This window comes from Cupriavidus sp. GW823-FHT06D04 (genome assembly GCF_058795055.1).
Window position 1 is genome coordinate 112,061 of the sequence record NZ_JBXAHL010000018.1, and the last position, 26,518, is coordinate 138,578.

General features: G+C 66.3%; 28 protein-coding genes and 1 pseudogene. 17 read left to right on the top strand and 12 right to left on the bottom strand.

Going from position 1 to position 26,518, the window contains the following annotated elements:
- Nucleotides 1-6: 6 nt before the first annotated feature.
- The gene (locus AC1Q7H_RS22055) at nucleotides 7-216 is read right to left on the bottom strand and encodes a transposase (protein ID WP_041228585.1); all 210 of its coding nucleotides are present in this window, start codon (nucleotides 214-216) and stop codon (nucleotides 7-9) included.
- Nucleotides 217-578: 362 nt separating this feature from the next.
- On the opposite strand from AC1Q7H_RS22055, the gene flhC reads away from it, so the two are divergent.
- From flhC to AC1Q7H_RS22070, 3 genes are all read left to right on the top strand, one after another.
- Nucleotides 579-1,190, top strand: coding sequence for a flagellar transcriptional regulator FlhC (gene flhC, locus AC1Q7H_RS22060; RefSeq protein WP_492381704.1), 612 nt, complete (start codon nucleotides 579-581; stop codon nucleotides 1,188-1,190).
- Between the two features lie 130 nt (nucleotides 1,191-1,320).
- Nucleotides 1,321-1,701, top strand: a complete 381-nt coding sequence (locus AC1Q7H_RS22065; protein WP_013952564.1) for a hypothetical protein — start codon at nucleotides 1,321-1,323, stop codon at nucleotides 1,699-1,701.
- Nucleotides 1,702-2,073: 372 nt separating this feature from the next.
- Nucleotides 2,074-2,952 carry a lipid A biosynthesis lauroyl acyltransferase gene (locus AC1Q7H_RS22070; RefSeq protein ID WP_013952563.1) on the top strand — a complete coding sequence of 293 codons (879 nt, stop codon included), beginning with the start codon at nucleotides 2,074-2,076 and terminating at the stop codon, nucleotides 2,950-2,952.
- A gap of 6 nt (nucleotides 2,953-2,958) precedes the next feature.
- Here the strand turns inward: AC1Q7H_RS22070 and AC1Q7H_RS22075 are convergent, their stop codons facing one another.
- A complete protein-coding gene (locus AC1Q7H_RS22075) occupies nucleotides 2,959-3,795 on the bottom strand; it encodes an IclR family transcriptional regulator (protein ID WP_492381705.1) in 837 nt (278 codons plus the stop codon).
- A 108-nt stretch (nucleotides 3,796-3,903) separates the two neighbouring features.
- Between AC1Q7H_RS22075 and AC1Q7H_RS22080 the strand changes: the two genes are divergently transcribed.
- The 4 genes from AC1Q7H_RS22080 to AC1Q7H_RS22095 all read left to right on the top strand — a co-directional run bounded on the left by AC1Q7H_RS22080 (nucleotide 3,904) and on the right by AC1Q7H_RS22095 (nucleotide 8,135).
- Nucleotides 3,904-4,674: an enoyl-CoA hydratase/isomerase family protein gene (locus AC1Q7H_RS22080; RefSeq protein WP_153955688.1), complete on the top strand. Its 771-nt coding sequence runs from the start codon at nucleotides 3,904-3,906 to the stop codon at nucleotides 4,672-4,674.
- Between the two features lie 13 nt (nucleotides 4,675-4,687).
- Entirely contained in the window at nucleotides 4,688-5,878 is a 1,191-nt protein-coding gene (locus AC1Q7H_RS22085) for a CaiB/BaiF CoA transferase family protein (RefSeq protein ID WP_013952560.1), read from the top strand.
- A 20-nt stretch (nucleotides 5,879-5,898) separates the two neighbouring features.
- Nucleotides 5,899-7,065 carry an acyl-CoA dehydrogenase family protein gene (locus tag AC1Q7H_RS22090; RefSeq protein ID WP_013952559.1) on the top strand — a complete coding sequence of 389 codons (1,167 nt, stop codon included), beginning with the start codon at nucleotides 5,899-5,901 and terminating at the stop codon, nucleotides 7,063-7,065.
- A gap of 65 nt (nucleotides 7,066-7,130) precedes the next feature.
- Complete coding sequence (locus tag AC1Q7H_RS22095) at nucleotides 7,131-8,135, top strand: tripartite tricarboxylate transporter substrate binding protein (protein ID WP_013952558.1); 1,005 nt, start codon at nucleotides 7,131-7,133, stop codon at nucleotides 8,133-8,135.
- A gap of 26 nt (nucleotides 8,136-8,161) precedes the next feature.
- Here the strand turns inward: AC1Q7H_RS22095 and AC1Q7H_RS22100 are convergent, their stop codons facing one another.
- Entirely contained in the window at nucleotides 8,162-9,055 is an 894-nt protein-coding gene (locus AC1Q7H_RS22100; RefSeq protein WP_013952557.1) for a LysR family transcriptional regulator, read from the bottom strand.
- Nucleotides 9,056-9,188: 133 nt separating this feature from the next.
- Between AC1Q7H_RS22100 and AC1Q7H_RS22105 the strand changes: the two genes are divergently transcribed.
- The 4 genes from AC1Q7H_RS22105 (at nucleotide 9,189) to AC1Q7H_RS22120 (ending at nucleotide 14,213) form a co-directional block, all read left to right on the top strand.
- Nucleotides 9,189-10,742 carry an AMP-binding protein gene (locus AC1Q7H_RS22105; protein ID WP_153955692.1) on the top strand — a complete coding sequence of 518 codons (1,554 nt, stop codon included), beginning with the start codon at nucleotides 9,189-9,191 and terminating at the stop codon, nucleotides 10,740-10,742.
- A 23-nt stretch (nucleotides 10,743-10,765) separates the two neighbouring features.
- A complete protein-coding gene (locus AC1Q7H_RS22110; RefSeq protein WP_211981078.1) occupies nucleotides 10,766-11,950 on the top strand; it encodes an acyl-CoA dehydrogenase family protein in 1,185 nt (394 codons plus the stop codon).
- 63 nt (nucleotides 11,951-12,013) lie between these two features.
- Complete coding sequence (locus tag AC1Q7H_RS22115; protein ID WP_013952554.1) at nucleotides 12,014-13,006, top strand: tripartite tricarboxylate transporter substrate binding protein; 993 nt, start codon at nucleotides 12,014-12,016, stop codon at nucleotides 13,004-13,006.
- A 79-nt stretch (nucleotides 13,007-13,085) separates the two neighbouring features.
- Complete coding sequence (locus AC1Q7H_RS22120) at nucleotides 13,086-14,213, top strand: CaiB/BaiF CoA transferase family protein (protein ID WP_211981076.1); 1,128 nt, start codon at nucleotides 13,086-13,088, stop codon at nucleotides 14,211-14,213.
- A 9-nt stretch (nucleotides 14,214-14,222) separates the two neighbouring features.
- Here the strand turns inward: AC1Q7H_RS22120 and AC1Q7H_RS22125 are convergent, their stop codons facing one another.
- On the bottom strand, nucleotides 14,223-15,125 hold the full coding sequence (locus tag AC1Q7H_RS22125; RefSeq protein ID WP_013952552.1) for a LysR family transcriptional regulator: 903 nt from the start codon (nucleotides 15,123-15,125) through the stop codon (nucleotides 14,223-14,225).
- Nucleotides 15,126-15,248: 123 nt separating this feature from the next.
- On the opposite strand from AC1Q7H_RS22125, the gene AC1Q7H_RS22130 reads away from it, so the two are divergent.
- From AC1Q7H_RS22130 to AC1Q7H_RS22140, 3 genes are read left to right on the top strand one after another with little or no spacing between them, the layout of a single operon-like run.
- Nucleotides 15,249-15,677 carry a DoxX family protein gene (locus tag AC1Q7H_RS22130; protein WP_013952551.1) on the top strand — a complete coding sequence of 143 codons (429 nt, stop codon included), beginning with the start codon at nucleotides 15,249-15,251 and terminating at the stop codon, nucleotides 15,675-15,677.
- Nucleotides 15,678-15,734: 57 nt separating this feature from the next.
- Nucleotides 15,735-16,163: a nuclear transport factor 2 family protein gene (locus AC1Q7H_RS22135; RefSeq protein ID WP_492381706.1), complete on the top strand. Its 429-nt coding sequence runs from the start codon at nucleotides 15,735-15,737 to the stop codon at nucleotides 16,161-16,163.
- Entirely contained in the window at nucleotides 16,163-17,095 is a 933-nt protein-coding gene (locus AC1Q7H_RS22140) for an NADP-dependent oxidoreductase (protein WP_211981074.1), read from the top strand. The genes AC1Q7H_RS22135 and AC1Q7H_RS22140 overlap by 1 nt, the downstream gene beginning before the upstream one ends.
- A 22-nt stretch (nucleotides 17,096-17,117) precedes the next feature.
- Here AC1Q7H_RS22140 and AC1Q7H_RS22145 read toward each other — a convergent pair.
- From AC1Q7H_RS22145 to AC1Q7H_RS22155, 3 genes and pseudogenes are all read right to left on the bottom strand, one after another.
- A pseudogene (locus AC1Q7H_RS22145) lies at nucleotides 17,118-17,441 on the bottom strand (SDR family oxidoreductase); the annotation flags it as partial.
- Nucleotides 17,442-18,216: 775 nt separating this feature from the next.
- Nucleotides 18,217-18,441: a DUF2188 domain-containing protein gene (locus tag AC1Q7H_RS22150; protein WP_041228584.1), complete on the bottom strand. Its 225-nt coding sequence runs from the start codon at nucleotides 18,439-18,441 to the stop codon at nucleotides 18,217-18,219.
- Between the two features lie 152 nt (nucleotides 18,442-18,593).
- Nucleotides 18,594-18,809 (bottom strand): GDCCVxC domain-containing (seleno)protein, encoded by a 216-nt coding sequence (locus AC1Q7H_RS22155; protein WP_080569613.1) that lies wholly within the window; start codon nucleotides 18,807-18,809, stop codon nucleotides 18,594-18,596.
- Between the two features lie 151 nt (nucleotides 18,810-18,960).
- Here AC1Q7H_RS22155 and AC1Q7H_RS22160 point away from each other — a divergent pair, with 151 nt between their 5' ends.
- Nucleotides 18,961-19,374, top strand: coding sequence for a MerR family transcriptional regulator (locus AC1Q7H_RS22160; protein ID WP_013952544.1), 414 nt, complete (start codon nucleotides 18,961-18,963; stop codon nucleotides 19,372-19,374).
- Nucleotides 19,375-19,530: 156 nt separating this feature from the next.
- Here AC1Q7H_RS22160 and AC1Q7H_RS22165 read toward each other — a convergent pair whose 3' ends face one another.
- From AC1Q7H_RS22165 to AC1Q7H_RS22185, 5 genes are read right to left on the bottom strand one after another with little or no spacing between them, the layout of a single operon-like run.
- Nucleotides 19,531-20,523 (bottom strand): Bug family tripartite tricarboxylate transporter substrate binding protein, encoded by a 993-nt coding sequence (locus AC1Q7H_RS22165; protein WP_492381707.1) that lies wholly within the window; start codon nucleotides 20,521-20,523, stop codon nucleotides 19,531-19,533.
- Nucleotides 20,524-20,574: 51 nt separating this feature from the next.
- Nucleotides 20,575-21,579, bottom strand: coding sequence for an NAD(P)H-dependent flavin oxidoreductase (locus AC1Q7H_RS22170; RefSeq protein ID WP_148271650.1), 1,005 nt, complete (start codon nucleotides 21,577-21,579; stop codon nucleotides 20,575-20,577).
- Nucleotides 21,576-22,349: a crotonase/enoyl-CoA hydratase family protein gene (locus AC1Q7H_RS22175; protein ID WP_211981072.1), complete on the bottom strand. Its 774-nt coding sequence runs from the start codon at nucleotides 22,347-22,349 to the stop codon at nucleotides 21,576-21,578. The genes AC1Q7H_RS22170 and AC1Q7H_RS22175 overlap by 4 nt, the downstream gene beginning before the upstream one ends.
- A 7-nt stretch (nucleotides 22,350-22,356) precedes the next feature.
- Nucleotides 22,357-23,148: an SDR family NAD(P)-dependent oxidoreductase gene (locus tag AC1Q7H_RS22180; protein WP_013952540.1), complete on the bottom strand. Its 792-nt coding sequence runs from the start codon at nucleotides 23,146-23,148 to the stop codon at nucleotides 22,357-22,359.
- On the bottom strand, nucleotides 23,145-24,686 hold the full coding sequence (locus AC1Q7H_RS22185) for a class I adenylate-forming enzyme family protein (protein ID WP_211981070.1): 1,542 nt from the start codon (nucleotides 24,684-24,686) through the stop codon (nucleotides 23,145-23,147). The genes AC1Q7H_RS22180 and AC1Q7H_RS22185 overlap by 4 nt, the downstream gene beginning before the upstream one ends.
- A gap of 194 nt (nucleotides 24,687-24,880) precedes the next feature.
- Between AC1Q7H_RS22185 and AC1Q7H_RS22190 the strand changes: the two genes are divergently transcribed.
- The gene (locus AC1Q7H_RS22190) at nucleotides 24,881-25,330 is read left to right on the top strand and encodes a Zn-ribbon domain-containing OB-fold protein (protein ID WP_013952538.1); all 450 of its coding nucleotides are present in this window, start codon (nucleotides 24,881-24,883) and stop codon (nucleotides 25,328-25,330) included.
- An 18-nt stretch (nucleotides 25,331-25,348) separates the two neighbouring features.
- Nucleotides 25,349-26,506 carry a thiolase family protein gene (locus AC1Q7H_RS22195; RefSeq protein WP_153955700.1) on the top strand — a complete coding sequence of 386 codons (1,158 nt, stop codon included), beginning with the start codon at nucleotides 25,349-25,351 and terminating at the stop codon, nucleotides 26,504-26,506.
- The last annotated feature ends 12 nt before the right edge of the window (nucleotides 26,507-26,518 follow it).

The following is a 26,518-nucleotide window of genomic DNA, read 5'->3' on the forward strand; positions in this document are numbered from 1 at the left end:
GCCCGTTCAGGCAGCCAGTGGTGAGATGCCGCGCGAGGTGTCGTTGCCGCCCTCTTCCTCCTGCACGATCAGCGCGACGCCACGCCGCCTGGCCGCAGCCATGCCGATGTTGACGGCGATTTCGCGATCCTCGCAGTGCACCAGGCCCTTGCGGGCACTTTCGACCGTCAGTTCCCAGCCTTGCGCCGTCTGCCTGATCAGGAAGTTCGCAGCCATGGGTCGCTCCGTCGTTGGTGTTCTTGCAGCGTAGTCCATCGGCCTGCCATTGAAATCGGCGTCAGTCCGATAGCGTGCGGGCACTTCTCCTACACCAGGGTGGGGACGGTCAAATCCAGGCGCCGTACATGACACACAATAATCGCGGAAATATGATTGTTGATGCATGTTATGGTTATAACTCCCCGATCGATCCAAAAATCCTCCTCGACTACGAGAAACCTGAGCCCCGGACCCGCGAGAAACCGTGCCGCGCACGATGACACGCCGGGTCATGATTATCGGTGACAGGCCCGGGCAAGCCGGATCAGCAACCGGCACTTTGCCCGCGCCCATTCCGATATATCTCCAGGAGGAGACTCATGGATGCACACGATATCGCCGGCACGGCTGTGGCCGGCTCACCACCCCCGGTTCCGCGCGCCAGGCCCCCTCGTCCCGGCAAGAGCACGCTGCAGGATGTGGAGCAGATTCGCCTGGCAATCGAGATGATCGGCCTGGGCGCCCGCCTGCAGGTGCTGGAATCCGAAGTGTCGCTGCCACGCGTGCGGCTGATCCGGCTGTACAAGGAGCTGTGCGGGGTGTCGCCGCCCAAGGGCATGCTGCCGTTCTCCACGGACTGGTTTGTCTCCTGGCGCCCGAATGCCCATGCCTCGATGCTGCTTGGCGCCTACCGCTTCATGACCAGCCGCGGCAGCCTGGACGGGATCCGCGCGGTCTTGTCCAGCTACCGCATGTACCGCGAAGAGCTGTGCGCCACCGGCGAGGCCTCGCAGCTGAGCTTTACCCGCGCCTGGACGCTGGTGCGCTTCTATGAGCGCGGCATGCTGCGGCTGGCGCGTTGCAGGGACTGCCGGGGTGAGTATGTCGTGCAGGCCGACGATGCGCGCCACCGGTACGTCTGCGGGCTATGCCTGCCGCCGGCGCGCGCAGGCAAGTGCCGCAAAACCGCGCCGGCTGCGTTGGCCGGCTGACGCCGCGCACGGCGTCCCAGTGTCTGCCGCCGCACAGTCCGGTGCACGGCAGGCTTCCATGATGAGTGCTTCTGCCATCCAGGCCGCCGGCGTTTCAGGCCGGCCCCGCTTGTATCAGGGAGCCTCGCCCATGTTCAGGATCACTATGCTTGGAAAAAAGACCGGCGCGGCCGCGCCCGACAAGAATGACCAACACAACGCCATCGAAGCTCCCGCGCCGGCCGCGCCTGGCGAGCCGGGCAAGACGATGCCGGAACAGTTGGCGCAAAACCTCAAGACACAAGGCGATGCCATGATCCAGTACGGCGCGCGCCTGCTGGTGATGCGCGAGCTGCTGTGCTCGCTGACCACGGGCCTGCCGCCGGCGGCGCGCGCCAGCGCCGAGCAGCGCTTCCGCCAGCGCATCAACCAGTTGATGTCGCTGACCGACGACCATGTCCTGCCGGCGGAATTCCACCGCGCCCTGCTTGCCGAGGTCAATTACTATCTGGGCGAGTTGAAAAAGCCCTGAGCAATGCCTGGCTGATAATCCCGCCGGCCATTATTGCAGGCGTGGCGATGCCGCCTGCGCGTATTATTCAGTGTCATTTTCCTTTCTCCGGATCGCACCCGGCACAGTCGGAAATGTTCTGCCCCTGCCAGGGCATTTCCGCGGAATCTCCCAGGCGCTGCAATAATCTCGCTCTGTTTGCTACTGGTAGTAACCGTCATCGCCGGGCAGCGGCCATCGTGCTACAGTGCGCCCTTCGGAGACCGCTTGCGCAGCGACCCACAGCGCACTCACGCCGCCCCTTTCCGGCCGGCACACCGCCCGAATTATTGCCGCGCAGCCGCCTGCCCAGGGCCATTGCCCCAGCCGCCGCTGCCGCTCCCTAGGATCTTCATGAAAAACCGGCTCCAGGCCGCGCTCACCATCGCAGTCTTCAAGCTCGTCGCCGCCCTGCCGTACGGTGTCACCGCACGCCTGGGCGATGCGATCGGCAAGCTGCTGTATCGCATCCCCAGCCGCCGCCGGCGCATTGTCCATACCAACCTGTCCCTGTGCTTCCCAGACATGGATGCAGACACGCGGGACAAGCTGGCACGGAACCACTTCGGCCACGTCCTGCGCAGCTACCTGGAGCGCGGCGTGCAGTGGTTCGGCAGCGCCGAACGCCTGGGCAAGCTGGTGGAACTGGACTCGCGCATCGACCTGGCCTCGTGCGCGGAGCATCCGACCATCTTCATGGGCTTCCATTTCGTCGGCATCGAGGCCGGCTGCATGTTCTATTCGATGCGCCACCCGGTGGCCTCGCTGTACACCAGGATGTCCAGCCCGATGCTGGAACAAATCTCGCGCACGCAGCGCGGGCGCTTTGGCGCCGAGATGATCCCGCGCAGCGGCAGCGGCAAGCAGGTGGTGCGCACGCTGCGCGCCGGCTGCCCGGTGATGCTGGCGTCGGACATGGATTTCGGCATCAACGATTCGGTGTTCGTGCCGTTCTTTGGCGTGCCGGCCTGCACGCTGACCTCGGCCTCGCGCCTGGCCAGCATGACCGGCGCGCGCGTGGTGCCCTTCACCACCGAAGTGCTGCCCGACTACCGCGGCTACCGGCTGCGCATATTCGACCCGCTGGAAGGGTTCCCCTCGGGCAGCGTCGAGGAAGATTCGCGCCGCATGAACGCCTTCCTCGAAACCCAGATCGCCACCATGCCGGAGCAGTATTACTGGATCCACCGGCGCTTCAAGAACCGGCCCGCAGGCATGCCGTCGGTGTACTGAGCCCGATTATCCTGCCGCGCGGCGCCAGGCCTCCTGGATGTCCGCCACCAGCCGCGCCAGTTGGGCCGCATAGCGGGCATTGTCGCGGCTGCGCTCGCTCTCGTTGAACGGGAAGCTGATATTGAGCCCGTACAGCTGCTGGTCCGGCCCGGAGAATGCGGCCCCCACGGCCAGCAGGTGCCCGGGCTGGTAGGCCGCCGTGCAATAGCCGTGCCGCTGCGCCTGCGCAATGCCGCGCAGCACCTGCGCCCGCATGCCGGTCCAGGCCTCGCCCTGGCGCGCGGCGATGCCGGCCAGCAGATCCTCCCTCACCCCCTCAGGCTGCGCCGCCAGCCATGACAGCCCGATCGCCGTCATCTCCATCGGCACGCGCGTTCCCGGCACCACGCGCCGCGTGCGCGACACGCTGTCGCGGCTGTGCCGGATCGACGCCAGGTACACCATCTCCAGCTGGTCGCCCACGGCCAGCCCCACGTTGACCTTGCCGGCCTCGGCCACCTTGCGCATCAGCGGCAATGCAATGTCCGGCGCGCGGCTGGACTGGTGGAAGGCATCGGCCAGGCTCAGCACCACCGGCGCCAGCCGGTAGGCGCGTTCGTTCACGTCATAGCGCAGGAAGCCGGCATCCACCAGCGAGCGCGTCAGCCGGCTGACGGTGGGGCGCGGCAGTCCGGTGCGTACCGCCAGCTCAGCATTGGTCAGGCTGGTGGTGCCAACACGGAAGGCCCGCAGCAGCACCAGCCCGCGCTCCAGCGACTGGCTGCCCGTGGTGTCGCGGGTAAAGCGGCCGGTCTGGTGCGTGACGCGGCGGGTGGAGGGCTCTGGCAGCACGACGTCCGGCATTGTCAGTAATTTCAGTTAGTGAAATTCGAGTATAGCGGTACGGCCGCGCGGCGCGAATACTGTGTGCATCCCGGCCCCGAGCCGATCCACCACAGAGGAGCGCCCCGCATGTCAACCGACGCCGATATCCAGGTCACCCATGAAGGCCACGTAGCCCGCATCGTCCTGTCCCGCCCGCCGCACAATTTTGTCGATGCCGACATCATGCGGCGCCTGGCCGACACCCTGCAGGCGCTGGACGACGACGAGAACTGCCGCGCCATCGTGCTGGCGTCCGGCGTCAGCGCGTTCTGCGCCGGCGCCGACTTCAGCGGCGCCGACCAGGGCGCGGTCGCCAACGACCCGGGCGGCTTCTACGCGCATGCGATGAGGCTCTACCGCAACCGCAAGCCGATCGTGGCCGCGGTGGAAGGCGCCGCCATCGGCGCCGGCATGGGGCTGGCGCTGGTGGCGGACTTCCGCGTGACCTGCGCCGAGGCGCGCTTCAGCGCCAACTTCAACCGGCTGGGCTTCCACCCCGGTTTCGGCATGAGCCTGACGCTGCCGCGCCTGGTGGGCGAGCAGCAGGCCGCGCTGCTCTTCTACACCGGCCGGCGCATCACCGGCACCGACGCCGTCAAGATCGGCCTGGCCGACGAACTGGTGGAAAAGGCGCAGGTCAATGCCCGCGCCATGGCCCTGGCGCAAGAGATCGCCGCCTCCGCCCCGCTGGCCGTGGAAACCACGCGCGCCACGCTGCGCGAAGGGCTTGCCGACCGCATCGCCGAGATCAACCAGCGCGAACTGGCAATCCAGCACGGACAGTTCCGCAGCGAGGACTTCCGCGAGGGTGTCGCCGCCATGGCCGCGCGCCGCGCCCCTGCTTTCAAGCGCCGTTGAAGGAGTGGGCCCGATGAACGAACAAGACACCCGCACCACGCCGGCCGGCCCGCTGGACGGCATCCGCGTGCTGGACCTCACTGCGGTCGTGCTCGGGCCGCTGGCCACGCAGGTGCTGGCCGACTTTGGCGCCGACGTGATCAAGATCGAAGGGCCTGAAGGCGACCTGATGCGCGCCAACGGCGTCTCGCAGCATGCCGGCATGAGCTCGATCTATCTGGCGCTGAACCGCAACAAGCGCTCGGTCGTGCTCGACCTGAAGACCCCCGAGGGCGCCGAGGCGCTGCGCGGGCTGATCGCCAGCGCCGACGTGCTGGTGCACAACATGCGCGTAGCCGCGATCGAGCGGCTGGGCTTCGGCTATGCCGAGGTGGCGCGCATCAACCCGCGCATCGTCTACTGCGTGGCCACCGGCTTCGGCCAGGACGGCCCGCACTGCGACAAGCCGGCCTTCGACGACATCATCCAGGCCGGCTGCGGGCTGGTCGCGCTGGGTTCCACCACCGGCGATCGCCCCGAGTACGTGCCCAGCCTGATCGCCGACAAGACCACCGGGCTGGCCCTGGCCAACGCCGTGCTGGCAGCCCTGCTGTACCGCGAGCGCCATGGCGTCGGCCAGTCGGTGGAGGTGCCGATGCTGGAGACCATGACCGCGTTCGTGATGGCCGAGCACCTGGGCGGCCTGACCTTCGAGCCCGCGCCGGCCGGTGCCGGCTACGCCCGCCTGCTGCAAGGCGGGCGCCGCCCCGCGCCGACCCGAGACGGCTGGATCTGCGCCCTGCCCTACACCGAGCGCCACTGGCAAGCCTTCTTCCGCGCGGTGGGCCGCGACGACCTGGCCGAGCGCTACGAAGTGGCCGACCGCGCGCAGCGCAACGCCAATATCCGCGCGCTGTACGGTCACCTGGCCGAGCTGACGCCGGCGCGCACTACCGACGAATGGATGGCGTTGTTCGAGTCGCTCGACATCCCCGCCACGCCGATCTATGGCCTGGACGCACTGGTCGAGCATCCGCACCTGCGCGCCGTCGGCCTGTTCCAGGAAACGCAGCACCCCACCGAAGGCCCGCTGCGCGAAGTGCGCCCCGCCGCGCGCTTCTCGGCCACGCCGCTGTCGCTGCGCCGTCATGCGCCGGGGCTGGGCGAACACACCGCCGAAGTCCTGCAGGAGCTGGGCCTCGCGCACGGCGTCAGCCAACGATAACGAATCAGCAGGAGACAGGCATGAACTTTGAACTGGACGAAGAACACGGGATGCTCAAGGACCTGGTCGCGCGCTTTGTGCGCGACCAGCTGATCCCGCTGGAACCCGCGGTGCTGGCGCGCGAAGCCGCCGGCGGGCAGATGACGCTGCTGCCGGAAGAGCACGCGCGGCTTGATGCGATGTCGCGCGAACTGGGCCTGTGGGGCCTGGATGCGCCCACGGAGATGGGCGGCGCCGACCTGCCCACGGTGGCGATGGTGGGCGTCAACGAAGAACTTGGCAAGACCATCACGCCCTACGAACTGCCGCCGGACTCGCCCAACCTGCGCATGCTGATGCTGAGCGCCAGCGAGGCCCAGCGTGAGCGCTACCTGGCCCCTTACGCGCGCGGCGAGACCGTGTCGGCCATCGCCATTTCCGAACCCGGCGCCGGCGGCGACCCCGCCATGATGACCACGCGCGCCGAACGCGACGGCGACCAATGGGTGCTGAACGGCCGCAAGATCTGGATCAGCCGCGCAGCACGCGCCGACTGGACCATCGTCATGGCCGTAACCGACAAGGCCAGGGGTGCGCGCGGCGGCATCTCGGCCTTTATCGTCGAGCGCGGCACGCCGGGCTTCAAGGTGGAGCGCCGCATCCCGATGATCGGCGGCGCATCGACTTACGAGGTGGTGTTGGAAGACTGCCGCATCCCCGCCGCGCAGCTGCTGGGCACCGAGGGCCAGGGCTTTGCGCCGATGCAGGCGCGGCTGTCCACGCGCCGCGTGCAGATGGCCGCGTGGTGCATCGGCCGGGCGCAGCGGGCACTGGACATGATCTGCGAGTACGCGCCGCAGCGCCAGACCTTCGGCGCGCCGCTGGCGCAGCGCCAGGCGATCCAGTGGTGGGTGGCCGACGCCGCCACGCGCATCCACGCCTGCCGCCTGATGACCTACGAAGCCGCCAGCCGCATCGACGCCGGCGACGAGGCGCGCACGCAGGTATCGATGATCAAGGTATTCGCCACCGAGATGGCCTGGGACGTGATCGACCACGCCATGCAGACCTTCGGTGCGATGGGCATGACCAAGGAGCTGCCGCTGCAGCAGATGGCCAACGAGACCCGTTTGATGCGCATCTACGAAGGGCCCAGCGAGGTGCACCGCTGGGTCATCGCCCGCGACCTGCTCGGGCTGCGCCGCTAAAGCCCCCCCGTTTATCCCCTTGCACCGGCGGGAACACGCCGGGCTTTCCACGCTCAGGAGACACCATGCAACAGGCTTTCCGTTCCCGCCGCCGCTTCCTCGGACTGGCTGCCGCCGCGCTGGCGGCCATCGGCACCGCTACGCCGCTGGCGGCGCCCGCCGCAGAGTCCGCCGACGCCTTTCCTGCCCGCCCGATCCGCTTTATCGTGCCCTTCCCTTCCGGCAGCGGCACCGACACCACCGCGCGCATGTTCGCCAAGAAGATCGGCGAGCTGACCGGCCAGGGCGTGGTGGTGGAGAACAAGCCCGGCGGCAACGGCTTTATCGGCGTGCAGACCGCGCTGAACGCGCCGGCCGACGGCTACACCGTCTTTATCGGCAGCAATTCCACGCTGTCGACCAATGCCGCCACCTTCCGCAAGCTGCCGTATGACCCGTTGACGGATTTCGTGCCGATCACGCTGCTGTCGCGCGGGCCATGCGTGATCATCGTGCCGGCAAGCTCGCCCTACCGCACGCTGACGGAGCTGCTGGAAGATGCCCGCAAGCGCCCCGGCGCGCTCAACTACGGCACGGGCTCGATCTCCTACACGCTCTACTCCGAGTGGCTCAACGAACTGGCCCGCATCAAGACCACTGCCGTGCCGTACAAGGGCGCGGGCGATGCCATCAACGGCGTGATGGCGGCCAATGTCGACTTCGCCGTGGTGGATGCCACCGGCGCCATCGAACTGGTCCGTGGCGGTAAGGTCCGCGCGCTGGCCTACACCGCGCCGCAGCGCTCGCCGCTGCTGCCGGACGTGCCCTCCATCGTCGAAGCCGGCCTGCCGGACTTCCTGGCCTACAACTGGGTGGCCGCGGCGGTCTCGGCAAAGACCCCGCCGGCGGTGGTGAAGCGGTTGCTGGACCTGTTTGCGCAGGCCGGCAACGCGCCCGACGTGCGCGAGTACTACACGCGCCAGTCGACCAAGCTGATCCTGTCGTCGCCGGCCGAGATGCTGCAGTACCAGAAGGACGAGATCCAGCGCTGGAAGCGGCTGGCGGCGGTGGCGAAGATCCCGCTGCAGTAGTCGCTTCCCCCCCGGGGCCTGACGGCTCAGCGGCTGTGCTCGCGCAGCAGCACCGTCAGGCGCTGCGCCAGCGGCGACAGGTAGGCGCCCTCGCGCGAGATCACGCCGATGTTACGGCGCAGGTCCAGCTCCTCCACGCCCAGCGGCAGTACGCGCAGGCCGTGCTGCATGGCATCGCCGCCTTCATTGGCGATGCTCAGCATCTGCGTACCCTGCATCAGCGCAAACAGCGAACTGCTGCCAAAGTCGATCTCGATGCGCGGCTGCGGCTCCGGCAGGCCGCGCTGGCGGAACGCCGCGTCGACCTGTTGGCGCAGTGTGATATGCCCTTCGGGCAGCAGCCATTCCTGGTCCGCCAGGTCCGCCAGCCGCAGCTTGCGCCGCTGCAGCAAGACATGGCCTTCGTCAGCTACCACCACCAGCCGGTCGTCAAAGAGTGGCTGCACCGCCAGGCCGGTCGATGAGGCTGCCGAAGGCGCCGGCGCCACCGCCACATCCAGTTCCCCCGCCGCCAGCAGGTCCAGCAGGTCGCGCGCCAGCCTGCGGCGCAGCCGCAGCCGTGCCACGGGACGCTCGCGCACCAGTTGCCGGCAAGCGCCAAGGATCATGCTGCCCGGGATCGACGGCGAATAGCCCACGCGCAGGATGCCCTGCTCGCCGGTGCGGATGCCCAGCATCTCCTTGATGCCGTCCTCGTATTCCAGTTGGATGCGCCGCGCCCGCTCCAGGAAGCGCGTGCCTGCGTAGGTGGCGGTCATGCCGTTGGCGGTGCGCTCGAACAGCGGCAGCCCCGCCTGCGTCTCCACCCGCTGCACCGCCTTGGTCAGCGCCGGCTGGCTGATCCCCAGCGCGTCGGCGGCACGGCCGATGCCGCCGTGCGCCGCCACGGCGAGGATGTAGTCGATGTCTCGCGTCTCCATTGCATCACATTCCTGATGGTTATGACTTTATAGCCAACGCGTCATTGTGGTGATGCCTGCCATCTTACAGACTACGGCGCACGAGCACACGTAAAAGCGCTCGCCAGGATCATCAAGCATCAACGGAGACAGCATGGGTTTCGCGTATTTCCTGCGCCGCGCCGCGCGCTACTGGGGCGACCAGCCCGCCATCCTCTACCAGGACCGGGAGGTGACCTATCGCCAGCTGGACGAACGTTCCACGCGCCTGGCCAATGCGCTGCTGGCACTGGGCCTGCAGCCCGGCGACCGCGTGGCGGTGCAGTCGCGCAACCGGCCCGAGCTGGTCGAACTGGAATGCGCGCTGTACAAGGCCGGACTGGTCAAGGCGGCGCTCAACCCGCGCTTCACCGCGGCCGAGGCCAGCGACGTGGTAGAGAACTGCACCCCGCGCGTGCTGATCGCCGGCCCCGGCTACACCGGCTATGCGCGCACCACGGCGGGCTTTGGCAGCATCGAGACCTTTATCGCCATCGGCGATGCGCCGGCGGGCTATGTCGAATATGAAGCGCTGCTGGCCAACGCCGGCACCACGCCGCCGGACATCACCCCTGCCCCCGACGACCTGGCCGTGCTGCATTTCTCGTCCGGATCCACCGGCAAGATCAAGGCTGCCATGCAGAGCTACGGCAACCGCATGGCGGCGCTGCGCAAGATGGTGTCCGGCATGGACCGCCCGGCCCGCCCCGGCGACCGGCTGGCGCTGATCGGGCCGGTCACGCACGCCTCCGGCATGCTGATGCAGCCCTACCTGTACCAGGGCGCCACGCTGGTGCTGTTCGAGAAATTCGAGCCCGCGCACTTCCTGGCGGAGGTGGCGCGGCTGCGCATCACCCACGTGTTCATGGTCCCGGCCATGATCAACATGCTGCTGGCCGAGCCCACGCTGGCGCAGGCCGACCTGTCCAGCCTGAAGACCCTGGCCTACGGTGCCGCGCCGATGGCGCCGGCACGCATTTGCGAGGCCTGGGAACGCATCGGCCCGATCCTGTCGCAGGGCTATGGCGCCAGCGAATCGACCTCCGGCGTGACGCGCCTGTCCACCGCCGACCATGCCGACGCCATCGCCAACCACCCTGAGCGCCTGGCCTCCTGCGGCCGCGCCCTCGGCGAGACCGAAGTGCGCGTGGTCGACGAGCAAGGCAAGGAGGTTGCCGTGGGCGAGATCGGCGAACTGGTGATCCGCGGCGAAGACGTGTTCCACGGCTACTTCAACGAGCCCGCGCTGACGCGCGAGACCGTCATCGACGGCTGGCTGCACACCGGCGACATGGCGCGCGTGGACGAGGCCGGTTACCTGTACCTGGTCGACCGCAAGAAAGACATGATCATCTCCGGCGGCTTCAACGTCTATCCGACCGAGGTGGAAGCCACGCTGTACCAGCACCCCGACGTGCTGGAAGCGTGCGTCATCAGTGTGCCGGACGACACCTGGGGTGAAAGCGTCAAGGCCGTGGTCACGCTGCGCCCCGGGCGCGAGGCCACCGCCCAGCAGCTGATCGCGCACTGCCGCGAGCGCATAGCCGACTACAAGTCGCCGCGCTCGGTGGACTTTGTCGCCGAGCTGCCCAAGAACGCCAGCGGCAAGCTGGCCCGCAAGATCGTGCGCGAACGCTACTGGCAAGGCGTCGGGCGCCGCGTGAATTGAGAACTGAGCTGAAGGAGCCCGCCATGTTCGATCACCTGACCAATCCCGTACTGCTGGAAACCCGCGCCGGCATCCGCCGCTTTATCGACGAAGAGCTGCGCCCGCTGGAACAGGAACTCGGCCTGGGTTCTGAAGACCCATGGCCGCGCGAGACCCTGCGCAAGGTCTGGCGCCGCTCCAGCGAGCTGGGCTTCTACGCCGCCTGCCTGCCGACATCGCTCGGCGGCAAGGGCCTGAACATCCAGGAGCAATGCGCGCTCAAGGCCGACCTGGCCGCCAGCGGCTCCACCCTGGCGGCGCACGTGCTGGGCGACCTGGGCGGCCCGCCGCGCGTGGGCAATATGCTCAAGTACGCCACGCCCGACCAGCTCAAGCGCTACTTCGAGCCCGTGATCCGCGGCGAGAAGTCGACCTGCTTCGCACTGACGGAAACGCATTCCGGCTCCGACGCGCAAAGCATCAGGACCTCGGCCGTGGCCGATGGTGACGAGCTGCTCATCAACGGCGGCAAGCACTACATCAGCGGTGCGCCATTCGCCGACTTTGCCATCGTCATGTGCGTGACCGACGCCACCACCACGCCGCCGGCCATCACCGCGGTGCTGGTCGACCTGGACCTGCCGGGCGTGACGGTGAGCAACGAGTACGTGCCGATGTCGGGCCAGCATATCGACGGCGACATCCGCTTCGAGAACGTGCGCGTGCCGCGCGCCAATATCTTTGGCGGCGAAGGCAACGGCTTCAAGCTGGGCATGTCGCGCATCAACGTGAACCGCCTGCTGCACTGCCCCAGCATGCTGGGTCTGGCCACCAAGGCATATGAGTCGTCGGTGACATACGCCGGCCAGCGCCGCCAGTTCGGCGGGCCGATCGCGCGCTTCCAGGCGATCCAGCACATGCTGGCCGACATGGCCGCCGCGCTGTGGGCCTGCGAAAGCATGATCACGCATACCGCCGCGCTGGCCGATGCCGGCGCCGACCTGCGCATGAAGGCCGCGGCGTGCAAGCTCTTTGTCTCGGAGCGCTGCTTCGAGGTGGCGGACAAGGCCGTGCAGATCCACGGCAATGTCGGCGTCACGCGCGGCCACCCGGTGGAGCAGACCTTCCGCAAACTGCGCATGTTCCGCATCTTCACCGGCACCAGCGAGATCCAGCGCAACACCATTGCGCGCGCTATCCTGGAACCGCTGCAGCAGCAGAAGGCCTGAGCGTGCCGGCGGCACGGTCGCCGCCGGCGAGAAGACCATACGACAAGACCACGGAGACCAAGCATGAACCGCCGAAACTGGCTTGCCACCGCCGGCGCCGCCGCGCTGGGCAGCCTGCTGCTGCCGGCCCGCGCCGCCAATGCATCATCCAGCTACCCCAACCGCCCGATCCGGCTGATCGTTCCGTTTATCGCCGGCAGTACGCCCGACAACGTCGCCCGCACGCTGTCGGCGGAGATGGGCAAGAAGCTCGGCCAGCCGCTGGTGGTCGAGAACATGCCCGGCGCCGGCGGCATCATCGGCGCCAGTGCGCTGCGCCGTGCCGCGCCCGATGGCTATACGCTGGGCATCCTGGCCAATACGCACGTGATCAACGTGCACATGTACCGCAAGATGCCGTATGACCCGGCGCAGGATTTCACGCCTATCACGGCCCTGTCGGGCGGACCGTCCGCGCTGGTGGTGCCCGTTTCGTCGCCCTACAAGACCGCTGCCGAACTGATCGCCGCCATGAAGAAGGCGCCGGGCAAGTTCAACTACGGCTCCGGCGGCAAGGGCAGCATCGCCCATCTTGCGGTGGAAACCATGCTGCACCAGACCGGCTGCGACGCCGTGCACATCCCTTACAAGGGTGCGCCGGAGATCATCACCGCCATGCTGACCGGACAAACCCAGTTCGGCATGCCCGTGCTCGGCACCGCGACACAGTACGTACGCAATAACCAGGTCAGGGTGCTTGCCGTCACTGCGGCCGCACGCTCGCCGTTTTTCCCGGACGTGCCGACCATGGCCGAAGCCCTGCCCCCGGGCTTTGTCATCGACAACTGGAGCGGCCTGTTCGCACCGGCCAACTTCCCGGCCGAACTGGCGCAGAAGCTGCACGCCGCGATCGGTGCCCTGCAAAGCGCCGGCGTGTTCGATGCCCAGCTCAAGGCCAATGCCGGCGAGCTGCGCCGCAGCGCCTCGCCAGCACAGTTCGCCACCTTGGTCGCCAGCGACAACGCGCGTTACGGCGACCTGATGAAGTCGATCGGCATGGTTGGCGACCTGGGCTGAGCGTCCTGCCCGCCCCGCGCCGCACGCTACCTTCCGCGCGTGCGGCACCCCTTCTTCCCTTCTCCCCCCAAGGCCCTGTATGAAGCCAGAATGGTCCTGCCTCAAGGACGTCACCATCATCGACGTCAGCCAGTTGCTGCCCGGTCCGCATGCATGCAGCCTGCTGCGACAACTAGGCGCGGATGTGATCAAGGTGGAGCAGCCCGGCACCGGCGACACCGCGCGGCAGCTTGGTCCAACGGTGTTTGCGCAGTTCAACCGCGGCAAGCGCTCGATTGCGCTGGACTTGAAGACCGATGCAGGCCGTGAGGCCTTCCTTGACCTGGTGCGCAATGCCGATGCCGTAGTGGAAGGCTTCCGCCCCGGCGTGATGGCGCGGCTTGGGCTGAGCTATGAAGCGCTGGCGGCGGTCAATCCGGCTATCGTGCTGTGTTCGGTCTCTGGCTTTGGCCAGACTGGCCCGTATGCCAGCCACGCCGGGCATGACCTGAACTACCTGGCGCTGGCTGGATATTGGGCGACGCCGGTGCAGGTGCACGATACGGTCTCGCGCCCGCGCGTGCGGGTGTCGGATTACGCCGCATCCGGTTACGCGGCGCTGTCGCTTGCGGTGGCGATCATGAGTGCGCGCCAGAATGGACAGGGTCAACATCTGGACGTCTCGATCCATGACGCGATCCTGTCGTGGACCGCCCATGGCGCCTGGGCCGCGCGCGGGCATGAGGCATCGCCCCAAGCATCCCCTACCGTGATGCCGGAGAACGATCTCTTCGAAACACGTGATGGCCGGCATCTGGCGATGGGCATCCTGGAGAACAAATTCTGGGTCAACCTGTGCGAGGCGCTGGGCGATGAGTTCCCTGCCCTGCGCGATCCGCGCTTTGACACGCGTGGTGTGCGGTACGGGCACAAGGTTGAGGTCAATGACCTGATGGCAGCGGTGTTCCGCACGCGCAACCTGGCCGAGTGGGAGGCGTTCTTCGGGCCGCTGGATATTCCGTTCTCGCCGGTGCTGGGGGCGACGGCGCTGTTTGAGGATCCGCATGTACAGGCGCGGGACGTGGTTCGGCCGGTGCCCGGGGAAGGCGGGATTGCTGTGAATTTTCCGGTGAGGTTCTCGCTGGGGTTGCCGGAGGGGGAGGATTTTGTGGCTCAGGTGGGGGAGCACAATGCGGATCCCCAATCCTCTAACCCCACAAATACCTAGCATGACCGTTCAGTCGCGCGCCGACGTCCCTTTCAGCCGCTTGAGGAACCACCGGGCGGCGGGGCCCGGCGGCGCGTCCTTGCGATACACGGCAAACATGGCAATCGGTGGGGTCCGGGGCTGAAAGCTCTCCAGTCTCAGTGGCACCAGCGTGCCCTGGTCGAGATCCGGCTGCACCATTGCCACGGGCATATGTCCCCAGCCAAAGCCGGCGCGCAGGAATGCATGCTTCGCGCCAAGGTCGGCCAGGCGCCAGGTCAAAGGGGAGAACACGCCGTAGGCCCTTCCCTCGCTTAGCGTGGTCCGGTCCGTGAGCACCAACTGGACGTGATCCTCCAGTTCGGCTGCCCGGATCAGCCTCTTCCTTGCCGCCAGCGGATGCTGCGGCGCCACGACCGTGACCATTGGCACATCGAGCAGCTTTTCGGCTTCCAGCGCCTGCGGAACCACCGGCATGGAGCCGCTGATGCCAAGCCGGCAAACGTTCTCGAGCACCGGCCGCAGGACTGCCCCCAGCGCCTCGACGTACAGGCGCAGCGGCGTATGGGGAAAGGCTTCGCGAAACTCCCCCACGGCCCCGGTCAGCGAAGCCATCGGATACATCACGTCCACGACCACTGACAACTCGGGCTCCAGCCCCTCCGCCATGGCGCGTGCCTTGGACTTGAACCCATCCATGCCGCTCACCACCAGGCGCGCTTGCGCCAGCAGGGCGGTGCCCTGCTCCGTGAGGCGCGGATAGCGGCCACCCCGGTCGAACAGGCGCACGTCGATCTGCGCCTCCAGGTTGGCCAGCGTATGGCTCACCACCGACTGCGCGCGCCGCAGCTTGCGGCCCGCCGCGGAGAAGCTTCCTTCGTCGGCGGCGGCAATAAAGGTGCGCAACTGGTCCAACGAGACGCCATCGAGCATGTATCTACTCCATAGATGGATAACATCTACAAATATAGGCTACCAAGATGGATGTCAAGCGCCTACTCTCCCCTCATGCCATCTGCAAGGCCGCTTCTCCACTCTCTCCATCGAGGACCCATCATGAACTCCAAGCAAAACCTGTCGCATTCATCCCTTCCACTGATCGGCCGCATCCTTGTCGCCGCCATCTTCCTTGTCAGTGGGGTTGGCAAGCTGATAGCGCCGGGTGCCACCCTGGCCTACATCACATCGCTCGGCCTGCCTGCGCCGACGCTGGGCTTCGCCGGCGCGCTGGTGCTCGAACTGGCAGGCGGCGCACTCCTGATTGCCGGCTATCGCACGCGCGCCGTCGCGGCAATGCTTGCCGTCTACTCCGTGGCAACCGCGCTGATCTTCCACCACGCGCTCGGCGACCAGAACCAGATGTTCCACTTCCTGAAGAACCTGGCCATGGCCGGCGGGCTCCTGCAACTGGTGGCCAACGGCGCTGGCGCGTTCAGCCTGGACGAACGCCACACGACGTCCACACGGCTGGCCCACGCCAACTGATCTCGGTCGATACGGCCTTCGCTGCCGAAGGGCTGGCAGGCTCCACAGGGGAACATCATGAACAACGCAGCAGCACTACTGACCCAGCATTTCGAATCGCTTGTGGACAATCACGAGCGGTGGAAGGAACTGATTGCCAACGACATCGTGTGGAATCTTCCCTACGCGCCGAGCCTGGGCCACCCGCGTCAACTGGCTGGCAGGGAAGCCGTCATCAGGCATGCCCAGTGGTTCATCAGCGAGGTATCCGGCTTCCGCTTCTACGATGCGCAGGTCTCGGCACTGGCCGATCCAGGAATGTCCGTCGGCGTGGTGCGTGCCAAAGGCCTGATCCGATCGACCGGCCGGCCCTATGAACAGGAATATGTCGTCTTCCTGACCGTCAGGAACGGCAAGATCGCGCACCTTCGCGAGTACTTCAACCCGGTTCAGGCCGCAGTGGCGCTAGACGCGCCCATCGCGGTGGACTATGCAAGGAGCATCTGATGAAAGCCATACAAGTCGACGCATTCGGCGGCCCGCAGAATCTGGCACTCCGCGAAGTCGCGGATCCTCGCCCGGGCGACAATGAGGTGCTTGTCGACATCATGTCGACGTCGGTGAATCCCATCGACTGGAAGATCGTGTCCGGAGCAATGCGCAGCGTGATCCCGGTACCGCTACCGTTCACGCCCGGCGCCGATGCTGCCGGCACGGTGATCGCGGTGGGACGCAATGTCACGACCTTCGCACCCGGTGACGAAGTGATGGGGTTCATCGGGATTGCCGGGGGCTACGCGACCCGCGCCGCCGTCAGCGCGGAGCGGCTTGCGCGCAAGCCAGGGAATGTGCCGCTGATTGAAGCCGGGGCAATCCCGACCGTCGCACTGACCGCATGGCAGGCGCTGTTCGAACATGGCGGCCTTCGTACAGGACAGAAGATCCTCGTCCATGCCGCGGCCGGCGGTGTCGGCAGCGTAGCGGTTCAGCTGGCCGCCCTGGCCGGCGCCGAGGTGATCGGCACCGCCTCCGCTGCCAACCTCGACTACGTGCGTAGCCTGGGCGCAACCGCCGTGATCGACTATGGCGCGGAGGATTTTGCCCGCCGGGTCGCGCAGGCGGATATGGTTCTCGACCTGGTCGGTGGCTACACGCAGGAGCAATCGTGGTTGGTCCTCAAGCCCGGCGGCGTCCTCGTCTCCAGCGTCAGTCAGCCAGACATACTGCGCTGCCGTGCGTCAGGCGCGGAGGGCAAACGCTTCTCCACCCGTCCTGACGGCCAGCAGCTCGCAGAGATCGCTGCCCTGTATGCGTCGGGCAAGCTGCGCACGCAGGTCGATTCGGTCTTTCCGCTTGACGAAGCATCGCACGCGATGAGCAGAAGCGTGACCGGGCATGCAAAAGGCAAGATCATCATCCAGATGGCGGATCAGCGATAACCGATAGCCGGGGGGGGCGCGCTCATGGCAGCGCGACACTCATGCCCCCATCGACCATCACCACGGCGCCGATGATGTAGCTGGCCTTGTCCGATGCCAGGAACGCGATCACTTGCGCGATCTCCACGGGCGGCGCGGCGCGGCGAATCTACGCATTCTTTCCATGCTCGGCCAGGAACGCAGGCCCGTCGGCGTGGATATGGTTGGTGATGTTCGCCACCACATCGCCAGAGCCCACTGCATTGACGCGAATCCCATGCTCGATGGCTTCCAGGGACAGCGCACGCGTCAGCTTGGCCAATGCTCCCTTCGAGGCGGCATAGGCGGCGATCGTCGGGAGGGCCTGGCGTTCGCATCGCTTCGATGTTCACTCAGTGATTTCCCACTCGCCTGAGTTGCCGCAAGCTTCGCTCGCCTCTTCCGAATGCGACGTCTCTTATCGCCTGCATGACGTCGGCAGGAAATACTGGTCGCGTTATCGACGAGTGATGCGGCCTATTCGCTCCGGCCAGTTCCGGTCGAATAGATGCAGACGCACGCGGGGCGTGGGCGCCCTGCTACAGCCCGAAGAACTTACAGCGAGCACCCCATCCAATGTCCTTTGCGTTACCAGTGCGGCCATAGGCGTGGTCAGGGATCATGGTTTATTGGGAATTATGGGATCGCAATAATTATTGAAATTCAATAATTCCAAATAAGTGCACTATGCCAAACATCTATCGCCGCCCCGCTCTGGCCGACCGGATGACCCGGCAATTGCTGCGCCCTAGGGTCTTGGACGAAGGGTTGCGCTCCGGCCTATTCCTGTCCGGACTGCGGCGCACCGGCAAGACGACATTCTTGATCAATGACCTCGTCCCGGCTCTTGAGGCAGACGGGGCGATCCTGATCTATGTGGACCTGTGCCACGCTGGCACAGGCGCTGGCGGAAGTGGTCGACAAGGCGAAGACCAACGTTGTCCTGATCGTAGATGAGGTGCAGCATGCCATTACATCCGAGGAGGGCAACCGGATGCTGCTGGCGCTCAAGGCTGTGGGTGGGCGTACGTCAGCTAGATCGTCAGATAGGCAGCCAGTTCGATCAGCTGACAGCCCTTTCACGCTTCACCGCTAGTACGGTCTCACCGCTGCGGCTCCTGTTGCTTGTCGCCGCACGCGTTGCGCAAGTGCACATCCCCGTCGTGACGATGTATGTGCAATTCGGCGTTCTCTCGCATGGCCACCTCCCACCCCGCAGCGATTGCCGCTTCCATGGTCGGAAATCTCTGGGTTTTTATATTGAGGCCGCCGAATTCCAATGCCCAACCATCTTCTGCGGGTAGAACGCGAATGATCCGCGATTGCATAATGACCCCTCTCTAAGTTTCCCGCGACATACAGCGGGCGTCGCGTACTGTCGAGCAAGAACATGCTCCCGCGGACATGCGTGGCTGGGTAAGAGCCGGGATCATCCGGGAGGAACCGCATCGAGGGTACGTCATGCATCGCTGTACCTGCGTCAACGAACACACGAGCAAGACTGCTGCTGCATGGGCGGGCACCTTTCGGTGCCATACGAGCAGAAGACGCAGCAATCACCGGCCTTGGGCCTTAGCACCGCGTGGCAGCGCTCGCACTCATAGCACCACTGGCAGGCATCAATGGGCATGGTTTCTTCTTTTGCATGCGCGCACTTGGGGCAGGTGATGATTGACTGCAGCTTGACGGCGCTCATCATTTCTCTTTGCCTCACGGCCGATGGGCAGTAGACGGTCACCGTGCCTGGCAACCCGATCTCCGGCGTTGCCCATCGCAACGCAATCCGTCCTTCCCGTATGTGCCGTTTAGGCGTAGCCTAGGTCCGTACCAAGGTACGGAGTCAAGCGATGGACCACACACTAACAATCGGGAAGCTGGCCAAGGCGGCTGGTGTTGGCGTGGAGACGGTACGTTACTACCATCGGTGCGGCCTGCTGCCGGTGCCGGAGCGTGCCTATGGCGCCATTCGACAGTATTCGCAACAGAGCTTGCAGCGGCTTCATTTCATTCGCCAGGCCCAGTCGCTCGGGTTCACCCTGGATGAAGTCCGGGTACTGCTGCGACAGAACGATGGCGGGACGTGCAGCACAGCCCGCGCACTGGCCGAGCAAAAGCTCAGTCTTGTGGAGGAAAGATTGAAGGATTTGCGACGATTGCGAGCGGAACTGAAGAATCTCATTGGGCAATGCCACGCCAATGGCAATGAGGCTTCTTGTCCCTTGATTGACTCTTTGTCCGCCAACATCGGTAGAGAGGCTTAGGATCGGACCTGATACGACATGCAACGGAAAGGTGGGCCGGCCAACGGCAAACAGCGTGACAAGTGGTCCGGCGCGGACAAGCCGCGTTGAGGCTGGCGCACCTGTGGGCGGCGAGCCGGACGAAGCCTCGTCAGGCCGGGCGCCCACAGGCTGTCTTCAGTTCACCGTAACACCCCCAATCCCCTGTACCGCCTGCTGCCAGCGCGTGCGCTCTTCTTCCAGCACGCGGCCCGCTTCCGCCAGCCCCGTGCCGGCAGGCTCCCCTCCCTGCTCCCGCAACAGCGCAGCCATCTGCGGGGTCTTCACGATCTTGACGATTTCCGCGTTCAGGCGCTGCAGGATATCCGGGGGCGTGCCCGCCGGGGCATAGACTGCATGCCAACCCACCATCGACTCCAGCGCCGGCATGCCCTGCTCGGTGAAGGTAGGGACTTTAGGCAGCAGGCTGGAACGGTCCTTTCCGGCAATGGCCAGGCCGCGGATCTTGCCGGCATCGATCAGGGGCTTGGCGGAGCCGGGTTCACCGAAGCCGGCCACCACCTGCCCGCTGGCGAGATCGTTCATGAAGCTGCCCTTGTAGGGAACGTGGACCAGGTCGATACCGGCCTTCTTGTTCAGATACTCGCCTGCGATATGCGCCGAGGAACCGGTACCGAAGGACGCAAACGCGAGCGACCCGGGGTTCTGCTTTGCATAGGCCACGAACTCCTGCAGCGTCTTCGCGGGCACCTTCGCGTTGACCAGCAGGATCAGGGATCGCTTGACCACCTGAGAGACCACCACCACGTCTTTCTTGGCATCGTACGGCAGGCTCTTGTAGGTCAGCGGATTGAGCACGACCGGGCCGGAGATGGAGTAGAGCAGCGTGTAGCCGTCTGGCGCGGCCTTGGCCACCGCGTCCGTGCCGATGATGCCCGAGGCCCCCGGCCGGTTCTCGACCACGATGGACTGTCCAAGCGCGGCGCCCAGCTTCTGGGCGAGCGGGCGCGCGATCGCATCGGGGCCGCCGCCCGGCGGATAAGGCACGATCAGCTTGATGGGCCTGGCCGGGTAGCCCGATGTGGATTCGGCTGCGATGGCAGGCACCACGGTGCAGGCGAACGTGATCAGACCCGCAACGAGGCGGCCGGCATGGCTTGACTTGAACATTTTGTCTCCTGGTTGGCGCTCTGGCGGCGCTCGCTATGCGGTTGACCGGGGCTATGCCGGCGGCTGATCCGATAACAGGGCTTGCGTGCGCAAGCGTGCGGCTTCGTATTCCCTGCATGTGGTGGCGATCAAGGCAGCCACGCTGCCAACGTCGGATACCCCTGAAACGGTATGTCCGGCGCTCCAGATATCGCTCCAGCGTTTGGGCTTGTCGTGCGCCTTTCCCCCGCCGAAGCGGGCCTTGGCTTCTTCAAACGTGACCGACTCGTCCAGCCCGTCAGCGTCGAGGCCCGCGGCCTCGATGGAAGGTCGCAGCATGTTGGTATCGAGCCCTGTGAACGCGCGCGTGCGCAGCACGTCGTCGAGGCGACTTGCCACCACCATCTCCTTGTGGCGTGCATCTGCCATGCTTTCCGCGGTGGCGATGAACTTGGTGCCCATATAGCCAAGGTCGCAGCCCAGCACCCGGGCAGCCCACAACGCGTGGCCGTCCGAGATGCCACCGGCCAGCACCAGCGGCCCGTCGTAGAAAGCCCGGACCGCACGCGCGAAGGCCATCCCGTTGGCCCATCCGGTCTGGCCGCCCGCGCCGGCACTGAGCAGCACCAGTCCGTCGGCGCCGGCCTGCAGCGCCTTCTCGGCGTGCGCGACCGAGGCTACGTCTGCCAGCACCATGCACCCGACGTCGTGCAACGGCCCGACCACCGCGGCTGGAGACCCCACGCTGGTGATGACCATTTCCACCCGATGGCGCACCAGGCAGGCCAGATCGTCCTGCAGCCGCGGCTGGCGGATGATCAGGTTGGGGCAGAACGGCGCCGGCTCGGCTTTGCCCGCTTCTCGCTCATCGAGGTCGGCGCGGATGGTCGTCAGCCACTGATCGAGTTCCTCCACCGTGCGCGCGTTGGCGGTCGGGAAGGCACCGACCACGCCGTTGCGGCAGGCAGCGGTCACCAGCGCCGGTCCGCTGATGCGCAGCATGGGCGCGGCGATCAGCGGCAGGCGCAAGCGCGGCCACGGCAGCTCCAGCCCGCCGGTTGCAATGGCGGACCTCATCGGCCCCGCCATTGCGGCTTGCGCTTTTCCGCGAAAGCGGCCAGGCCTTCCCGCCGGTCTTCGGAATCCAGGGCACGCGCGGCGATCGGGGCCTGCTTCTGCCAGGCCTCCTCGTCGGTCCAGTCGGCGCTGAGGCGCATGATTTCCTTGCTCGCGGCCATGGCGAGCGGCGCGTTGACCAGCAAGCCCTCGGCGAGCGTGATGGCTTCCTGCAGCGCGGTGCCCGGCTCCACCAGACGGTTGGCGAGTCCGTGCTGATGGAAGAAGGCGGCGTCGCGGATCTGGCCAGACAGCGCCAACTCCATCGCGATATGGTAGGGAATGCGGCGCGGCAGCCGGAACAGGCCGCCGCCTACCGCCACCACGCTGTGGCGCACTTCCGGCAGGCCCATGAGGGCATTGCGCGCGGCCACGATCAGGTCGCAGGACAGGCAAAGCTCCAGCCCGCCGCCCACCGCATAGCCTTCCACCGCCGCGATCAACGGCTTGCGCGGCGGGCGGCGGAACAGCCCGAAGCCGCCGCGGTCGTCGGTGGTGGCGCGCTCGCCGCGTGCCACGGCCTTCAGGTCCGCGCCGGTGGAAAAATTGCCATCGCTGCCAGTGAGGATGCCGATGAACAGGCTCTCTTCGTCATCGAGCAGGTCCATCGCGGCATTCATCTGCACCGCGGTTTCGGCATCGCACGCATTCTTGACCTGCGGGCGGTTGATGGTGACGATGAGCAGCGGACCGCGCCGCTCTGTCAGCACCTTGGGAGTATCGTCGTTCATGCGCACCTCACTGGGCAAAGGAGAAGCCGCCGTTGACCGGATAGGTCTGACCGGTGATCCAGGCACTGGCATCCGAAGCCAGGAAGAGCACCATGTTCGCCACGTCCTCGGGGCGCCCCGGCCGGCGGATGACGTACTTCTCCATCATCTTCTTCAGCCTGTCAGGATCGTCGGCCAGGCGCTTTTCGATCGCAGGAGTCGCCGTGGCCGCGATCGCCACGGTGTTGGCCGTGACCTGATAGCGCCCGAGCGTGCGGGCAATCGCGCGCATGAAGCCGGCAGCCCCTGCCTTGGCGCCGGAATAGATCTCAAGGCCCGGTTCGCCCACGCGTCCGGCATCGGAGATGATGGTGATAATGCGGCCGCGCTTGCGCTCGATCATGTCGGGGATGCAGGCGCTGGCGCAGTGGATCACCCCGTAGAAATTGACCTCGATCGCGCTGTTCCAGGCCTCTCGCCCATGCTCCCAGAACGGCTTGCGCACGTCTGGCGACGGCGTCGCGCCATGGTTGCCGGCATTGTTGACCAGCACGTCGATGGGGCCGGCAAGTTCGCGTGCCTGCGCAACCATGCGCCTGACACTGTCGGCATCGGACACATCCGCCTGCACCGCAAACGCGTTGCCGCCGGCGTCCCGGATCGATTGCGCGACGGCTTGCGCGCGTTCGGCAAAGTAATCGTTGACGATCACCGCGGCAGCGCCGTGCCCGGCGAAGTGCCGGGCGATCTGCTCGCCCACACCCTGTCCGGCGCCTGTCACCAGCGCCACCTTGCCTTCGAGACTGAGTAGGTCGTTCATACGCGCCGCTCCTGTCCTTTCCAATAGGGATCCCGCAGTTCGCGCTTCAGGAGCTTGCCCATGGTGTTGCGCGGCAATTCCTGCATGAATTCGATACGGCGCGGCCGCTTGTACGAAGCGAGATGCTCCGCGCAGTGGGCCAGCACCTCATGCTCGCCGACGCGATGGCCGGGCTTGAGTTCGCAGAAGGCAAGCACCTGCTCGCCGAACTCGTCGTCGGGGATCCCGATCACCGCGGCGTCCAGGATGGAGGGATGCCTCAGCAGCGCCGCCTCGATCTCGGCCGGATAGATGTTCACGCCGCCGGAAATGATCATGTCCTTGGCGCGGTCGGTGATGAAGATGTACCCGTCCTCATCGAGATAGCCGACATCGCCGACGCGGAAGAAGCCCTCGGCGTCAACCGTGTCGGGGCCGAGCGGCGGCGCATTCAGGTAGTTGCGGATGGTCACCGGCGTGCGGATCCACAGTTCGCCGCGCTGGCCTGCCGGCAGGCAATGTCCTTGCGCGTCCCGGACCTGCACGATGACATGCCGGTGCGGCTTGCCGCTGGAACCCGGCTTGATGCGCTGCATCTCTGGCGGCAGCCGGGAAATCATGCCGACCTCGCTGGCGCCGTAGCCTTCCTGCAGGGTATCGGCGCCGAAGTAGCCGAGAATCCATTCCTTCAGCCCGTAGGGCACGGGAGCGGCCCCGATGCTGAGGCCACGGATCGACGAGACATCGTAGCGGGCCAGCACTTCGGCAGGCAGCGCCGCCAGGCGCTTGTACATGGTGGGCACGCCGGTCCAGGTAGTGACCTTGTGGCGGGCAATCAGTTGCAGCGTCTCTTCCGGCAGGAAGCGCCGCTGCAGTACGGTCTTGCCGCCACGACGCACGCACGCCCAGAACTGGGACGGGCCGGAACCGTGGTGGGCCGGCATGTTGATCAGGCTGACGCTCTCGCCGGCGCCGCCGCGGTAGGCCTCCACGGACTCGCGGTACTCGCGCATCGTCTGGGGATCGGTGCCGCGATGCATCGTCACCCCCTTGGGCAGCCCGGTGGTGCCTGAGGTGTAGATGATCAGCGGGGGCTCGGCCTGCGCATGGAGTGGTACATCGCTACTTTCGAGCAAGACGCTGTATGGCAGGAATCCGTCGGCGGGCGCGTCGATCGAGATGGCAAGCTTGATGGGCAACGCATCCAGCACGGGCTTCAACGCGGACGGATCGGCATCGTCGCAAAGGAACACCGTTGCCCTGCTGTCAGCCAGCACGTGGCGGCATTCTTCCGGTGTCAGCCGCCAGTTCAGCCCGAGCATCGTGCTGCCCAGCTTGGCTAGCGCACCGGCAACGATGGCCCATTCGAGCCGCACCTGGGTGCGCAGCACGACGATGTCGCCGGCACCGACCCCGCGTTCCCGCAATCCATGCGCGACGCGGTTGGCTACCTCGTTAAACGCCGCCCAGGTCAGGCTGCGCTCTCCTTCGACCAGGGCGACATCGTCGGGTTTTTCCGCCGCCCATCGTTCGATTCCAATCAGCATTGCTTGGTCCATGTCTCCTTACCTCGGCGATGTCGGGCGGGGTTGTTGCTGCTGCCCGAACCACAACTTGCTTGTTGTCGGACAAGAATATGTATTTGCTTGTTCATCAGCAAGTAAGTGTATTCCCGGATTCCGCCGCGAAGGGCGCTCACTAAACTGGGCAGGGTTATCCAACTACTCGCGCCACCCCGAGTGGCGCATTCGCCATGACCCTGCCCTTACTGAAACCTGCGCTCTACCGCGCGCAGGGCACGCCGGCGCTGCCGGAACACCCCGCCCTGCTCGGCGGAACATGCCGCTGCGGCCATGTCTTTTACCCGTGGCAAAGCTATGGCTGCGAGCGCTGCGGCGCCACCGGCGACGCGCTGACGCCCGTGGCCCTGAGCGGACGCGGTCGGGTGGAATCCAGCGCGGTGGTGCATCTCCACGCCTCGCCAGCGCGGCAGGCGCCTTTCACGGTCACCGCGGTGAGGCTGGAAGACGGCCCCCTGGTGCGCACGCTTGCGCTCGGGAGCGAAGCTGGCCAGGGGACTGGGGGAACGAGGCTGGTGCCGGGCGATGCCGTCGTCGCAGTGCTCGCCGAGGTGTTGGACGGGCAGCAGGAAGGCAGCACGCAAGCGCGCGCGCTGGATCTTCGCTTTGTTCGCGTCGCCTGAACCGGAGGAACGGATCCCATGAGCGTTGCACTCACCACCCTTCGCCCGGTCTATGTCATCGGCATCGGCTTTCATCGCTACCAGCCGCTGAGCGAAACACCTTACGTTCAACTCGGGCTCACCGCCGCCCGCGCCGCGCTGGCCGATGCCGGCGTACCGTGGGAAGGCGTCCAGTCCGCCTATGTCGCCACGGCCTTGCTGCCGATGGCCGCCGGCCGGCCCATGCTGCGGCACCTCGGCGCCACCGGCATCCCCATCGTCCATATCGAGAACGCCTCTGCCTCCGGTTCGGCGGCATTTCGCCAGGCCTGCCTGGAAGTGGCGACGGGTCTCACTGACATGTCCCTCGCGCTTGGCGTCGACAAGCCGCGCACGCAGGGGCGCCCCGAACGCGCGGAACACCAGACTGGCATTGCCAGCCTGGCCGACGACGCCATCGTGCCATTCACGCATTTTGCGCTGCTGGCCGATGCCTACGCGCACCGCAACCGCGTGGCGGTCGAGGACATTGCCCTGGTGGCGGTGAAGAATCACCGCAACGGCGCCAGCAATCCGTTCGCACAGCGGCAGAAAGCACGCACGCTGGATGAGATCCTGGCGGGCAAGCCCATTGCCGGCAGCTTTACCGCGCTGCAGTGCACGCCGGTCGGAGAAGGTTCGGCCGCCGTCATCGTGGCTTCGGAAGCGGCACTCAGACGCTACGGCGTGGATCCGGGCCGGGCCATCCGGGTGCTGGCCTCGGCCGCGGGAAGCCAGCGCGTGTACGACGATCCTGCGCGCTATGACACGCTGCTGACGCAGGAAACGGTGCACCGGGCCCTGGCCGATGCCGGCGTTTCGCCACGGCAGCTCGATGTGGTCGAACTGCACGACGCTTTTACGGTAGAGGAACTGGAGTACCTGGAAGCGATTGGCGTGTGCGATGAAGGCCATGCCATGCCGCTACTCAAGGAAGGTGCGTTCGACATTGGCGGCCGTTGCGCCGTGAGCCCGTCCGGCGGGCTGATCGCCATGGGCCACCCGATCGGGCCCACCGGGATCGGGCAAGTAGGCGAGATCGTGCGGCAACTGCGGCACGAGGCCGGCGACCGGCAGCAAGCTTCTGCCCGTTACGGGCTGGCCCACATGGTCGGCCTGGGCGCCGTCTGCTACGCGCACGTGCTGGCGCGCCCCTGAAGCACGCTGCAG